Source organism: Streptomyces sp. NBC_00523 (genome assembly GCF_036346615.1).
Taxonomy (GTDB): Bacteria; Actinomycetota; Actinomycetes; order Streptomycetales; family Streptomycetaceae; genus Streptomyces.
Map to the genome: position 1 here is coordinate 738,381 of NZ_CP107836.1, position 11,682 is coordinate 750,062.

An 11,682-nucleotide genomic window follows, 5' to 3' on the forward strand; every position below is an offset into this window, starting at 1 on the left:
TGACGAAGGGGGCGAAGGGGCCATGTCGGAAACGGAGTTCGGGGTGACGGGCGTGACGGAGTTCAGCGCGACCGGGGTGCGCATCGACCGGTGGGCGCGCTCGGTCACCCGGGCGGGGCAGGTGACCGTGAAGGACGGGCGGGTGGCCCTCCTGACGAGTTACGGGCGGGAGATCGACAGCGCGCCGGTGGGCACGGTGAGCGCGGGCAGACCGTGGTTCGCGGGGTCGGACGCCACGGTGGCGCGGGTCAACGGGACGCGGTACCGGCTGACGATGCGGCGGCCGGACGGCAAACCCGGTGACACGGCACCCTCGCACCGGTTCCTGGAGGCGCTGTACAGCGCGGGAGGGCGTCGCTCCTGAGACCGGTGGGGCGCGGGACACCGCGAGTTGCGGAGCCGTAGGCCCTGAGCGACATTGGAGTCACGTCACTCATGGTGTACCGGCGGTGACACTGTGATCCAGGCCGCCGGCCCGGACTCAGCAGCGAGCCATGTGCTGGATCCGTTCCTTCGTCTTCTTCCGGACCTATTTCGGGGAGTCGCAGCCGTGATCAGCGAGCCAAGCAGGCACTGCACGGTGGAGCTCCAGGCCCTGCCGTCGCGGATCGGTCAGGTCCGCAGAATCATTTCGGCGCAACTGCGCTACTGGCATCTCGATTCTCTGATCGACCAGACAGCGCTGGGCGTCACCGAGCTCCTCACCAACGTCCACCGGCACGCACGGCCGGACAAGTCATGCACCGTCGAGATCGAGCTGCTGCTCGAACGACTCACGGTGTCCGTCCACGACCACGATCCACGGCTGCCGACCGTGCGCGAGGCCGACGACTCCAGTACGTCGGGGCGCGGGCTCGCACTGATCGCCGCGGTCAGCGAGAGCTGGGGCGTGCGCCCCCGGGGCGGTGCGGGGAAGGTCGTGTGGTTCACGCTTCCCGCACCGGCACCGCTCGCCCCGCCGTCACACGTGGTGTACGGGGCGACGACCGACGGGCCGTTCGACCTGAGCGTCCTGAAGCATCTGGAGGGCTCACCGCCCTCGGCGTCGCGGTCGGCCGTGGTGGGCTGACGCGAGCGGACCCGGCCCGACACGACGTGAACGGGGCATCCCCCGCCGGGGGTGCCCCGTTCGCGTATGCGCGGCGAAACGGTTCCGCATTCTGTACCTACTAGTATGTACACTGCCTGCATGAGCACTCCGGACCGTCTGATCGAAGCCACCCGGGAGCTCCTGTGGGAGCGCGGCTACGTGGGCATGAGCCCCAAGGCCATCCAGCAGCACGCGGGGGTGGGCCAGGGCAGCATGTACCACCACTTCACCGGCAAACCGGATCTGGCCCTCACCGCCATCCGCCGCACGGCCGACGAACTGCGCGAGACCGCCGAGCGGGTGCTCGACGCGCCCGGAACGTCGTACGAGCGGATCGCGGCCTATCTGCTGCGCGAACGCGATGTGCTGCGCGGCTGCCCGGTGGGTCGGCTGACCATGGACCCGGACATCGTCGCGAGCGACGAGCTGCGGGAGCCGGTGGACGAGACCATCGCCTGGCTGCGCGGCAGGATCGCCGGCATCGTCCGCGAGGGCGTCGACCGGGGCGAGTTCGCCCCCGGCGTGGTGCCCGAGGACGTCGCCGCCTCGGTCGTCGCGACGGTGCAGGGCGGCTACGTGCTGGCCCGCGCGTCGGGTTCGACGGACGCCTTCGACGCTGGCGTACGGGGACTGCTCAGCCTTCTCGCCCCGCCCGCCTGACCCATCGACCGCTTCAGGAGCAGCCGCACATGCGCATCACCAGGAACCGCCCCGACACCGGACAGGGCCCCGCCGCACACTTCAACGGCACGGTGTGGCTCGATGAGATCGCCGCCCCCGAACCGCCCTCCCGGCTGCGGATGTTCAGCGTCCACTTCGCCCCGGGCGGCCACACCTCGTGGCACACCCACCCGCACGGCCAGGTTCTGCATGTCACCGAGGGCGAGGGCCTGGTGCAGCGCAGGGGCGGCCCGGTCGAGACGATCCGGGCCGGGGACACCGTATGGATCGAGCCGGACGAATGGCACTGGCACGGGGCGTCGCCGCGCACGTTCATGACCCATCTCGCGGTGGTCGAGGCCGCCGAGGACGGCAGCACCATCCACTGGCACACCGACGCACACGTCGCCGACTACCCGGCGACCTGAGGAGCCCTCCGATGCATGCCATGCAGTACGAGATCACCCTGCCGGCCGATTACGACATGGGCGCCATCCGCCACCGGGTGGCGACCCGGGGCCACCTCCTGGACGACTTCCCGGGGCTCGGGCTCAAGGCGTATCTGATGCGGGAGCGGGGCGGGGACTCCCCGGTCAACCAGTACGCGCCCTTCTACCTGTGGACCCGGCCGGAGGGCATGAACTCCTTCCTCTGGGGCGCCGGATTCCAGGGCATCGTCCAGGACTTCGGCCGCCCCGTGGTCCAGCACTGGACCGGGCTCGCCTACGAGGAGGGGCCCGCGTCGTCCGCACTCCCCCGGTCGGCTACCCGCCGCCGCTCGCCCGTACCGCCGTCGGTCTCCCCCGCGGACGCGGTGGAAGCCGCGCTGGAGGAGAGCCGCCGGCTCGCGAAGGCACCGGGCGCCGTCGCCTCGGCGCTCGCGGCCGATCCCCGCCACTGGGAGCTCCTGCACTTCACGCTCTGGGACCACGACGCCCCGGCCGCGCCCGGCGAGCGCTACCAGGTGCTCCACCTCAGCCGCCCCGAGCAGGAGCGGATCACCAGGGGACGCCAGTGGTAGCCGCCGTCCGTACCGTCCTCGGGGACATCGCCCCCGGGGAGCTGGGGGTCTGCGACGCCCACGACCACCTCTTCCTGCGCAGCCCGATGCTGCCGGGCCAGGAGCTGGACGACCCGGAGTCGGCGGCCGGACGGCTCCGCGCCTTCCACGCGCTGGGCGGCCGGGCCGTGGTGCAGTGGACGCCGCACGGCATGGGGCGCGGGGCCGGTGCGCTGGCCGCGCTGTCCCGGGCGACGGGCACGCACGTGGTCGCCGCGACCGGGCTGCACCAGGCGGCGCACTACCCGCCGGAACTGCTGGACCGGATCAGGGACGACCTCGCCGCGTTGTTCGTCGCGGAGCTGACCGAGGGCATCGGCACCACCGGGGTGCGGGCGGGCCTGATCAAGGTGGCCGGTGCCTTCCACACGCTCGACGCGCACGCCCGGCTCACCATGACCGCGGCGGGCGGGGCCCATCACCGCACGGGCGCGCCGATCGCCGTCCACCTGGAGCTGGGCACGGCCGCGCTCGACGTCCTGGACCTGCTGTGCGGGGAGTTGGGCGTCGCGCCGCACCGGGTGATCCTCGGCCACCTCGGCCGCTCCCCGGACGGGGCGGTGCAGCGGGAGGCGGCGCGGGCGGGCGCCTTCCTGGCGTTCGACGGGCCGTCGCGGGCCAACCACGCGACGGACTGGCGGCTTCCGGAGGAGCTGGCGGAGCTGGCCGGTGCGGGGTTCACCGGGCAGTTGCTGCTGGGCGGTGACACGACGGTCCCGGAGACCCCCGGCATGCCGTTCCTGCTGCGCCGGCTGCGGCCCCGGCTGGAAGAGGTGCTGGGCGCCGAGGCGATGGAGACGGTGCTGGTGGCTAATCCGGCGCGGGCGTTCGCGTTCGAGGCGCCGGTGGAGGGAGGGCCCCCGCCGGGCCCCTGAGCCCGGCGGAAGCCCTCAGGCCAGCGCCCCCAGCGGGTCGTCCAGGACGGGCTGCCAGGCCAGTTCCGCCGCCCCGACCAGGCTGTTGTGGTCGAGGGTGCACGGCAGGATCGGCACGCTTCCGCTGCGGCCCCACAGGCTGCGGTCGGCCACCACGGCCCGCAGCCGCTCGGGGTCGGCGTCGAGCAGGGCGCGGTGCAGCCCGCCGAGGATGATGCGGTCCGGGTTGAGGATGTTGACGAGACCGGCGAGCCCCAGGCCGAGCCGGTCGATCAGCTCCTCGGCGGCGGTGCGCACGGCCGGGTCCCCGTACTCGTTGCGCAGCAGGTCCCCGGACTGCTTGAGCAGCGACTCCTCGGGGCCCGGGGTGCGCCCGGCGGCGGTGAGGAAGGCGAGCGGGTCGGTCTCGACGTCCAGGCATCCGCGCCCGCCGCAGTGGCAGGGGCGCCCCTCGGGGTTGACGGTGAGGTGGCCGACCTCCAGGGCGAGGCCCGAACTCCCGGTGTGCAGGCGGCCGTCGAGGACGAGCGCCCCGCCCACGCCCCGGTGTCCGGTGGCGACGCACAGCAGGTGCTGGGCCTCGCGCCCGGCGCCGTGCCGGTGTTCGGCGAGCGCGGCGAGGTTGACGTCGTTGCCGGTGAACGCCGGTCCCCCGATGCCCGCTTCGCGTACGCAGGTGGCGAAGATCTCGCGGACCGGGGCGCCGGCGGGCCAGGCGATGTGGAGCGGGTTGAGGGCGGTTCCCTCCGGTTCGGCGACCGCCGACGGCACGGCGAGCCCGGCGCCGACGCACCGCAGTCCGCTGTCCCGGAGCAGCCGTGCGCAGTGGTCCACGACCTCGCCGATGACCTGGGCCGGGTCGGCGGTGATGGTGACGCAGCCGGGGGCGGTCGCGACGAGCCGGCCGCCCAGGCCGACGAGCGCGGCGCGGAAGCCGTCCGCGTGCACCTGGGCGGCGACGGCGACCGGGCCGGACTCCCGTACGGCCAGCCGGTGCGAGGGCCGGCCCTGTGAACCCGCCGCCGAACCGGGGCTGGAGTCGACCCGGATGAGGCCGAGGGCTTCGAGTTCGGCGGCGACCGCGCCCGCCGTCGCGCGGGTGACCCCCAGCTCGGAGGTGAGGACGGCGCGCGTGGGCGCGCGTCCGGTGTGGACCAGTTCCAGGGCGGGTCCGAGCGCGCTGCGGCCCCTCTCCAACTTCGTCCGGGTGGTGGTCGCCTTGCCGTTCATGGGGGCGAGTCTCCCATGATCCGGAGGTGCGTCCGACGCCGTGGTGGCCGACTTGCCCCGGGTGTGCGTCCCCGGGCCCCGCGCTTCGGGCCGGGCGGGACATCCGTCTTGCACCGGCCGCCGGGCCACCCCTATGCTGAGTTTGTGCCGCAACTAAACAAACTGCGGACGGCACTCCCGGGGGACTTCGGCGGCAACACCGCCACGCTCTCCTCGGCCCGTCTCCGTACCGCGCTGACCGTGTTCTTCGCCCTCGACGGTTTCCTCTTCGCCGGCTGGGTGGTCCGTATCCCGGCCATCAAGCACCAGACCGGCGCCTCGGCCGCCACCCTCGGCCTCGCGCTCCTCGGCGTCTCCGCCGGTGCCGTGGTCACCATGACGCTCACCGGCCGGCTCTGCCGCCGGTTCGGCAGTCACGCGGTGACCGTGGCCTGCGGTGTTCTCCTCTCGCTCAGCATCGCGCTGCCCGCCCAGACGCATTCGGCCCTCTCGCTGGGGCTCGTGCTGCTGGTCTTCGGCGCCGCGTACGGCGGGATGAACGTGGCGATGAACAGCGCGGCGGTGGATCTGGTCGCCGCCCTGCGCCGCCCCGTGATGCCCAGCTTCCACGCCGCGTTCAGCCTCGGCGGGATGCTCGGCGCGGGGCTCGGCGGGCTCGTCGCGGCCGGCCTCTCGCCCGCCGTGCACCTCTCCCTCCTGACCGGAATCGGACTGCTCGTCACCGCGCTCGCGGGCCCGGTCCTCCTGCGGCACCCGGCGCCCGTGGTCCCGGAGCGGGCGGACGCCCCGCCCGCCGCCCGGTCCGGGCAGCGGCTGTCCGGACGGGCGCGCAAGGTGGTGCTGCTGTTCGGCCTGATCGCGCTCTGCACCGCGTACGGGGAAGGCGCGCTGGCCGACTGGGGCGCCCTGCACCTGGAACAGGACCTGCATGCCCGTCCCGGGATCGCCGCCGCCGGATACTCGCTGTTCGCGCTGGCCATGACGGCGGGCCGGCTCAGCGGCACCGCCCTCCTCGAACGCCTCGGGCAGACCCGCACGCTGGTGGCGGGCGGCGCCACGGCGGGCGCCGGGATGCTCCTGGGCGCGCTCGCCCCGACCGCCTGGCTGGCGCTGCTCGGCTTCGCGGTCACCGGGATCGGTCTCGCCAACATCTTCCCGGTGGCGGTCGGCCGGGCCGGTGAGCTGGCCGGACCCGGCGGGGTCGCGGCGGCCTCGACGCTCGGATACGGCGGGATGCTGCTCGGGCCGCCCGCGATCGGCTTCCTGGCCGACTGGTTCTCGCTGCCGGTGGCCCTGACCACGGTGGCGGTGCTGGCGGGTGCGGCGGCGGCCCTGGGCTACGGGGCCCGCAGGGCGGCACACACCTGACCGAATGAGTAGCGGTACTCAGGCAGGAACGATTCCCCGCGCGCACGATGGAGGAACAGCCAGCCAAGGGGGAACACACCATGAACAAGCCGTCCATCGACCAGCAGTCGCTCCGCACGCTCGCACGGCTCACCTTCGGGAACGCCGCGTCCCTGGTCTACCTGGGCGCGGTCGCCGCAGCCGCCGTGTTCGTCACCGTGGACACCCTGCTGGTCGCCCACGACGACGCCTCGTTCGCCGGTGTCTGGCTGTTCCTGCTGGCGGCGCCGACCGTGTTCGTGTTCCTGCTCGGCGGCTCGATGGCGGGGGCGGAATCCTTCGGCCCGGCCTGGTTCATGTACCTGGCGCTGACGGTGTCCGTACTGGTGCAGTCGCTGGCGCTGGGCTGGTTCGTCCGGCTGGTACGCGGCGGCGCCCGCCGGAGCCGTACGGCCCACCCCCAGGGAGCCTGACCGGACGACCCTCCCGGGCCCGCCCGGCTGGCACAATCCGTCCATGAAGATCACGGAGCACATAGCGGCCCTGGCCGCCGAGGGCCGCCTGCTGGCGGACGCGGCCGCCGAGGCGGGCACCGGGGCCCCCGTGCCGACCTGCCCCGGCTGGCAGGTGCGCGACCTGCTCCGGCACACCGCGATGGTGCACGCCTGGGCCGCCGCCTTCGTCCGCGAGGGCCACACCTCGTACGTCCCCGACGGCGGCGAACCGGAGCTGGACGGACCGGAGCTGGTGGCGCACTTCCGCGCAGGACACGGGCTCCTGGTGGAGACGCTGGAGAAGGCGCCGCAGGGCGTGGAGTGCTGGTCGTTCCTCCCGGCGCCCTCGCCGCTCGCCTTCTGGGCCCGCCGCCAGGCCCATGAGACGACGATCCACCGGGCGGACGCCGAGTCCGCGCGCGGCGGCGAGCTCTCCCCCCTCGCGCCCGCCCTTGCGCTGGACGGCATCGACGAACTGCTGCGGGGGATGCACGCCCGCCCGAAGAGCCGGGTGCGCACCGGGACTCCGCGCACGCTGCGGATCCGCGCGACGGACGCGGACGCCGTGTGGACCGTACGGCTGTCCGCCGAGGCGCCGGTGGCCGTGCGCGAGGAGGCGCCGGACCCGGCGTCCGCCGTGGACTGCGAGCTGAGCGGCCCGGCCGGGACGCTCTACCTCGCCCTGTGGAACCGGCTTCCGCTCACGGCCCTCACGGTGACGGGCGACGAGGAGCCGGCCCGGATCTGGCGCGACAACTCCTCGATCACCTGGTCGTGACGCGGTAGCCGGACTCAGCCGCGCGGACCCAGGAGGCCCACCGTGCGGGCCAGTTCCGTGACGGCCTGGCGGAAGAAGACCTCTCGGGCCTCCACCACCCGGTTGAACTGGCCGAACACCTCGAAGGAGATCAGCCCGAACAGCTGGGACCAGGCCGCGACCAGCGGGGCGGCCACCGCCGGAGCCAGTCCGGGGGCCACATCGGCGGCGAGCCGTTCGGCCTCCGGGCGCAGCTCGTCCGGGAGCGGCGGAAGCGCCAGGCCCTCGTCGCGGCGGGCCTCCTCCACGATGCCGATGAGCACCATGCCGACGCGTGCGGCGGGACCGACGGTGTCCTGCGGCGCCGAATATCCGGGCACGGGCGAGCCGTAGATGAGCGCGTACTCGTGCGGGTGGGCCAGCGCCCAGTCGCGTACGGCGCAGGCGACCGCGACCCAGCGGCTGAGACCGGTGACGGGGGCGCCGGGTGACGCGGCGCCGCGCTGGGCACGCTCGGCGGCCTCCCCGACCGCGTCGTACGCGTCGACGATGAGAGCGGTCAGCAGGTCGTCCCGGCTGGGGAAGTAGCGGTAGAGGGCCGAGGAGACCATGCCCAGCTCGCGCGCGACGGCGCGCAGCGACAGCTTCGCCGCGCCCTCGGCGGCGAGCTGCTTCCTCGCCTCGTCCTTGATGGCGGCGGTGACCTCGATACGGGCCCGTTCCCTGGCTCCCCGGATAGCGCTCATGGGACTCAGTCTGCCACGCGCACAGAGCAGCGACCAATAACGAGAGCAGTGCTCTTGCTTTTGAGCGCCGCTTCTGTGCACACTGATCTCAAGCGAGAGCACTGCTCTCGGAAATGTTCTCTCCACCGTGGGGGTCACACCATGTCGCAGACGCAGCCGTACTACCTGCAGGGCAGCCCGCTCAACATCCGCTTCAACAGCCTGGTCGGCTGGCTCGCGCGGCACGGAATCAGCCTGCTCGGCTCGCAGGAGCTGTCGGTGCGGGGCCGCAAGAGCGGCAAGATGCAGCGCGTCCCGGTCAACCCGCACACCTACGAGGGTGTGCGGTACCTGGTCTCCGCCCGCGGGCACTCGCAGTGGGTGCGCAACATGCGGGCGGCTGGCGGCGGGGAGCTGCGCCGCGGCCGCAGGACGCGGCCCTTCTCGGCCGTGGAGATCGCGGACGACGCGCACAAGGCGACCGTCATCCGCGCGTACCTGGAGCGGTGGGGCTGGGAGGTCAACCAGTACTTCCAGGGCGTCACGGCGAAGTCCACGGACGCCGAGATCCTGGCGGCCTGCCCGGACCACCCGGTCTTCCGGATCAGCGAGGAGGGCTGACGCACCGGACGGCGCGTCAGCCCTCGTGGAACCGGACCTCGGAAGCGGCCCTACCGGTCCATCGCCGAGAGCGCGCGCTGGGCCAGCGGGTGCGAACGGACCAGCTCGGCCAGCGAGGTCGTGCCGCGTGTGATGCCCGCGAACGCGTTCCACGCCGGGCGGAAGCCCGTCAGGACGGCGTGCAGCACGCCCGGGCGCCGCTCGAACAGCTTCAGCATGCGCCGGCCCACGCTCATCTCGACGCCGAGTCCGGCCTTGATGGCGAAGGCGTAGTTGAGCGCCTGGCGGCGGGCGTCCACCGCGTCGTGCGCCTCCGCGACGCGCACCGCCCACTCACCGGCGAGCCGTCCCGAGCGCAGCGCGAAGGAGATGCCCTCGCGGGTCCACGGCTCCAGCAACCCGGCCGCGTCACCGCACACCAGCACCCGGCCGCGCGAGAGCGGGGAGTCCTCGCTGCGGCAGCGCGTGAGGTGACCGGAGGAGATCTTCGGCTCGAAGCCAGCGAGGCCGAGCCGCGCGACGAAGTCCTCCAGATACCGCTTGGTGCCGGCGCCGTCGCCGCGGGCGGAGATCACGCCGACCGTCAGGGTGTCGCCCTTGGGGAAGACCCAGCCGTAACTGCCGGGCATCGGGCCCCAGTCGATGAGGACCCGGCCCGCCCAGTCCTCCGCCACGGTGGGCGGCACCGGGATCTCCGCCTCCAGGCCGAGGTCGACCTGGTCGAGCTTGACCCCGACATGGGCTCCTATCCGCCCGGCGCTGCCGTCCGCGCCGACCACCGCACGGGCCAGGACGGTCTCGCCGCCGGCCAGCACGACCGCGACCGTGCGCCGGTCGGGCACCGCGGCACCATGCTGCTCCACCCGCGAGACGGTCGCCCCGGTGCGCAGTTCGGCACCGGCCTTCTGCGCCTGCTCGACGAGCCCCGCGTCGAACTCGGGGCGGTTGATGAGGCCGAAGAGCATCCGCTTCGAGCGGCGGGTGCGCGCCAGTCTGCCGTTGAGCGAGAAGGTGACCGCGTGGATCCGGTCCTTCAGGGGCAGTTCGAACCCGGGTGGCAGGGCATCGCGCGAAAATCCGATGATGCCGCCGCCGCACGTCTTGTAACGCGGCAGCTCCGCCTTCTCCAGGAGCAGTACCTTACGGCCGGCGACGGCCGCCGCGTATGCCGCGGAGGCTCCCGCCGGTCCGGCGCCGACTACGACGACGTCCCACACGGACGACTCTTCGTGCTCATGTCCGGCGTCTGCGTTCTCGCTGCTCACGATGTGCTTCTGCTCCCGATCCGACCAGTGGCCCAAGCTGCTCACGGCATCCTACGGCGCGTTGTGGCCGAGAACCGCTGTGGGAGGATCGGCCAGGTCTCCGACGTACCCGCGACGCCGCACTCCAGGCGGGCGAGTAACCGGAAACGTACACATAACGTCGCACCTACCAGGAGCGTGCCCCATGACCGGCCACCCGATTCCCGAGACCATCGCCTCGCTGATGCCCCGCGCCAAGGCGGAGCTGACCGAGCTGGTGGCCTTCCAGTCGGTGGCGGACCCCGCGGTCTATCCGAAGAGCGAGTGCGAGGGCGCCGCCGAGTGGGTCGCGGCCGCGCTGCGCGCCGAGGGCTTCCAGGACGTGGCCCTGCTCGACACCCCGGACGGCAGCCAGTCCGTCTACGGCCTCCTGCCCGGGCCCGAGGGCGCGCCGACCGTGCTGCTCTACGCGCACTACGACGTGCAGCCGCCGCTGGACGAGGCCGCCTGGATCTCCCCGCCGTTCGAGCTGACTGAGCGTGACGGGCGCTGGTTCGGGCGGGGCTCGGCCGACTGCAAGGGCGGCTTCATCATGCATCTCCTCGCGCTGCGCGCCCTGAAGGCGGACGGCGGGGTACCTGTCTCGGTCAAGGTGATCGTGGAGGGTTCGGAGGAGCAGGGCACCGGGGGTCTGGAGCGGTACGCCGAGGCGCACCCCGGGCTGCTGGCGGCCGACACCATCGTGATCGGCGACACCGGCAACTTCCGGGTGGGGCTGCCGACCGTGACCTCGACGCTGCGCGGCATGACGATGCTGCGGGTCCAGCTGGACACGCTGGAGGGCAACCTCCACTCCGGCCAGTTCGGCGGTGCCGCGCCCGACGCGCTCGCCGCGATGATCCAGCTGCTCGCCTCGCTGCGCGCCGAGGACGGCTCGACCACGGTCGACGGGCTGACCGCGGACGAGGAGTGGGACGGACTGCAGTACCCGGAGGAGGAGTTCCGCAACGACGCCAAGGTCCTCGACGGGGTCGGGCTCATCGGCACCGGCACGGTCGCCGACCGGATCTGGGCGCGGCCGGCCGTCACCGTGATCGGCATCGACTGCCCGGCCGTGGTCGGCGCGACCCCCTCCGTGCAGGCGAGCGCCCGGGCCCAGATCAGCCTGCGGGTGCCGCCGGGGCAGAACGCGGACGAGGCGACGAAGCTGCTCACCGCGCACCTGCTCGCGCACGCCCCGTGGGGCGCGAAGGTCTCGGTCGAGCAGGTCGGCCAGGGCCAGCCGTTCCGCGCTGACATCGCGAGCCCGGCGTACACCGCGATGGCCGACGCCATGCGCGTCGCGTACCCGGGCCAGGAGATGCAGTCCTCCGGCATGGGCGGCTCGATCCCGCTGTGCAACACCCTGGCCGGGCTGTACCCGGACGCGGAGATCCTGCTGATCGGGCTCAGCGAGCCGGAGGCGCAGATCCACGCGGTGAACGAGAGCGTGTCGCCCGAGGAGCTGGAACGGCTGTCGGTGACCGAGGCGCTGTTCCTGCGCAACTACGCGGCGTCCAAGGCGGTCTGAGCCCTCGTC

14 protein-coding genes are annotated in these 11,682 nt (G+C 73.2%); 11 read left to right on the forward strand and 3 right to left on the reverse strand.

Annotated elements, in window-relative coordinates; genetic code table 11:
- Window positions 1-22 precede the first annotated feature (22 nt).
- The 6 genes from OHS17_RS03440 (at window position 23) to OHS17_RS03465 (ending at window position 3,685) form a co-directional block, all read left to right on the forward strand.
- Window positions 23-364 carry a hypothetical protein gene (locus tag OHS17_RS03440; protein ID WP_018102759.1) on the forward strand — a complete coding sequence of 114 codons (342 nt, stop codon included), beginning with the start codon at window positions 23-25 and terminating at the stop codon, window positions 362-364.
- Between the two features lie 186 nt (window positions 365-550).
- Window positions 551-1,069 (forward strand): ATP-binding protein, encoded by a 519-nt coding sequence (locus tag OHS17_RS03445; RefSeq protein ID WP_330310997.1) that lies wholly within the window; start codon window positions 551-553, stop codon window positions 1,067-1,069.
- A 105-nt stretch (window positions 1,070-1,174) separates the two neighbouring features.
- Window positions 1,175-1,750, forward strand: coding sequence for a TetR/AcrR family transcriptional regulator (locus tag OHS17_RS03450; protein ID WP_330310998.1), 576 nt, complete (start codon window positions 1,175-1,177; stop codon window positions 1,748-1,750).
- Window positions 1,751-1,779: 29 nt separating this feature from the next.
- Entirely contained in the window at window positions 1,780-2,178 is a 399-nt protein-coding gene (locus tag OHS17_RS03455) for a (R)-mandelonitrile lyase (RefSeq protein WP_330310999.1), read from the forward strand.
- Between the two features lie 11 nt (window positions 2,179-2,189).
- Window positions 2,190-2,771 (forward strand): DUF4865 family protein, encoded by a 582-nt coding sequence (locus OHS17_RS03460; protein ID WP_330311000.1) that lies wholly within the window; start codon window positions 2,190-2,192, stop codon window positions 2,769-2,771.
- The gene (locus OHS17_RS03465) at window positions 2,765-3,685 is read left to right on the forward strand and encodes a phosphotriesterase family protein (RefSeq protein ID WP_330311001.1); all 921 of its coding nucleotides are present in this window, start codon (window positions 2,765-2,767) and stop codon (window positions 3,683-3,685) included. Before OHS17_RS03460 ends, OHS17_RS03465 begins: the two co-directional genes overlap by 7 nt.
- Before the next feature lie 15 nt (window positions 3,686-3,700).
- Here the strand turns inward: OHS17_RS03465 and OHS17_RS03470 are convergent, their stop codons facing one another.
- Window positions 3,701-4,915, reverse strand: coding sequence for an ROK family protein (locus OHS17_RS03470; protein WP_330311002.1), 1,215 nt, complete (start codon window positions 4,913-4,915; stop codon window positions 3,701-3,703).
- Window positions 4,916-5,059: 144 nt separating this feature from the next.
- Here OHS17_RS03470 and OHS17_RS03475 point away from each other — a divergent pair, with 144 nt between their 5' ends.
- The 3 genes from OHS17_RS03475 (at window position 5,060) to OHS17_RS03485 (ending at window position 7,534) form a co-directional block, all read left to right on the forward strand.
- A complete protein-coding gene (locus tag OHS17_RS03475; RefSeq protein ID WP_330311003.1) occupies window positions 5,060-6,283 on the forward strand; it encodes an MFS transporter in 1,224 nt (407 codons plus the stop codon).
- A gap of 80 nt (window positions 6,284-6,363) precedes the next feature.
- Window positions 6,364-6,735, forward strand: coding sequence for an SCO4225 family membrane protein (locus OHS17_RS03480; protein WP_330311004.1), 372 nt, complete (start codon window positions 6,364-6,366; stop codon window positions 6,733-6,735).
- Window positions 6,736-6,778: 43 nt separating this feature from the next.
- Complete coding sequence (locus OHS17_RS03485) at window positions 6,779-7,534, forward strand: maleylpyruvate isomerase family mycothiol-dependent enzyme (RefSeq protein ID WP_330311005.1); 756 nt, start codon at window positions 6,779-6,781, stop codon at window positions 7,532-7,534.
- Window positions 7,535-7,548: 14 nt separating this feature from the next.
- Here OHS17_RS03485 and OHS17_RS03490 read toward each other — a convergent pair whose 3' ends face one another.
- Window positions 7,549-8,259 (reverse strand): TetR/AcrR family transcriptional regulator, encoded by a 711-nt coding sequence (locus tag OHS17_RS03490; protein ID WP_330311006.1) that lies wholly within the window; start codon window positions 8,257-8,259, stop codon window positions 7,549-7,551.
- Window positions 8,260-8,400: 141 nt separating this feature from the next.
- Between OHS17_RS03490 and OHS17_RS03495 the strand changes: the two genes are divergently transcribed.
- Window positions 8,401-8,859 carry a nitroreductase/quinone reductase family protein gene (locus tag OHS17_RS03495; protein ID WP_330311007.1) on the forward strand — a complete coding sequence of 153 codons (459 nt, stop codon included), beginning with the start codon at window positions 8,401-8,403 and terminating at the stop codon, window positions 8,857-8,859.
- Between the two features lie 50 nt (window positions 8,860-8,909).
- Here OHS17_RS03495 and OHS17_RS03500 read toward each other — a convergent pair whose 3' ends face one another.
- Entirely contained in the window at window positions 8,910-10,124 is a 1,215-nt protein-coding gene (locus tag OHS17_RS03500; protein ID WP_079199379.1) for a geranylgeranyl reductase family protein, read from the reverse strand.
- A gap of 184 nt (window positions 10,125-10,308) precedes the next feature.
- Here OHS17_RS03500 and OHS17_RS03505 point away from each other — a divergent pair, with 184 nt between their 5' ends.
- The gene (locus OHS17_RS03505) at window positions 10,309-11,673 is read left to right on the forward strand and encodes a dipeptidase (protein ID WP_330311008.1); all 1,365 of its coding nucleotides are present in this window, start codon (window positions 10,309-10,311) and stop codon (window positions 11,671-11,673) included.
- Window positions 11,674-11,682 lie beyond the last annotated feature (9 nt).

Bases quoted from the DNA above. Each gene is read 5' to 3' on its own strand.
- OHS17_RS03455 (WP_330310999.1), top strand. From the start codon at position 1,780: ATGCGCATCACCAGGAACCGCCCCGACACCGGACAGGGCCCCGCCGCA.
- OHS17_RS03505 (WP_330311008.1), top strand. From the start codon at position 10,309: ATGACCGGCCACCCGATTCCCGAGACCATCGCCTCGCTGATGCCCCGC.
- OHS17_RS03460 (WP_330311000.1), top strand. From the start codon at position 2,190: ATGCATGCCATGCAGTACGAGATCACCCTGCCGGCCGATTACGACATG.
- OHS17_RS03485 (WP_330311005.1), top strand. From the start codon at position 6,779: ATGAAGATCACGGAGCACATAGCGGCCCTGGCCGCCGAGGGCCGCCTG.
- OHS17_RS03495 (WP_330311007.1), top strand. From the start codon at position 8,401: ATGTCGCAGACGCAGCCGTACTACCTGCAGGGCAGCCCGCTCAACATC.
- OHS17_RS03490 (WP_330311006.1), bottom strand. From the start codon at position 8,259: ATGAGCGCTATCCGGGGAGCCAGGGAACGGGCCCGTATCGAGGTCACC.
- OHS17_RS03480 (WP_330311004.1), top strand. From the start codon at position 6,364: ATGAACAAGCCGTCCATCGACCAGCAGTCGCTCCGCACGCTCGCACGG.
- OHS17_RS03450 (WP_330310998.1), top strand. From the start codon at position 1,175: ATGTACACTGCCTGCATGAGCACTCCGGACCGTCTGATCGAAGCCACC.
- OHS17_RS03470 (WP_330311002.1), bottom strand. From the start codon at position 4,915: ATGAACGGCAAGGCGACCACCACCCGGACGAAGTTGGAGAGGGGCCGC.
- OHS17_RS03440 (WP_018102759.1), top strand. From the start codon at position 23: ATGTCGGAAACGGAGTTCGGGGTGACGGGCGTGACGGAGTTCAGCGCG.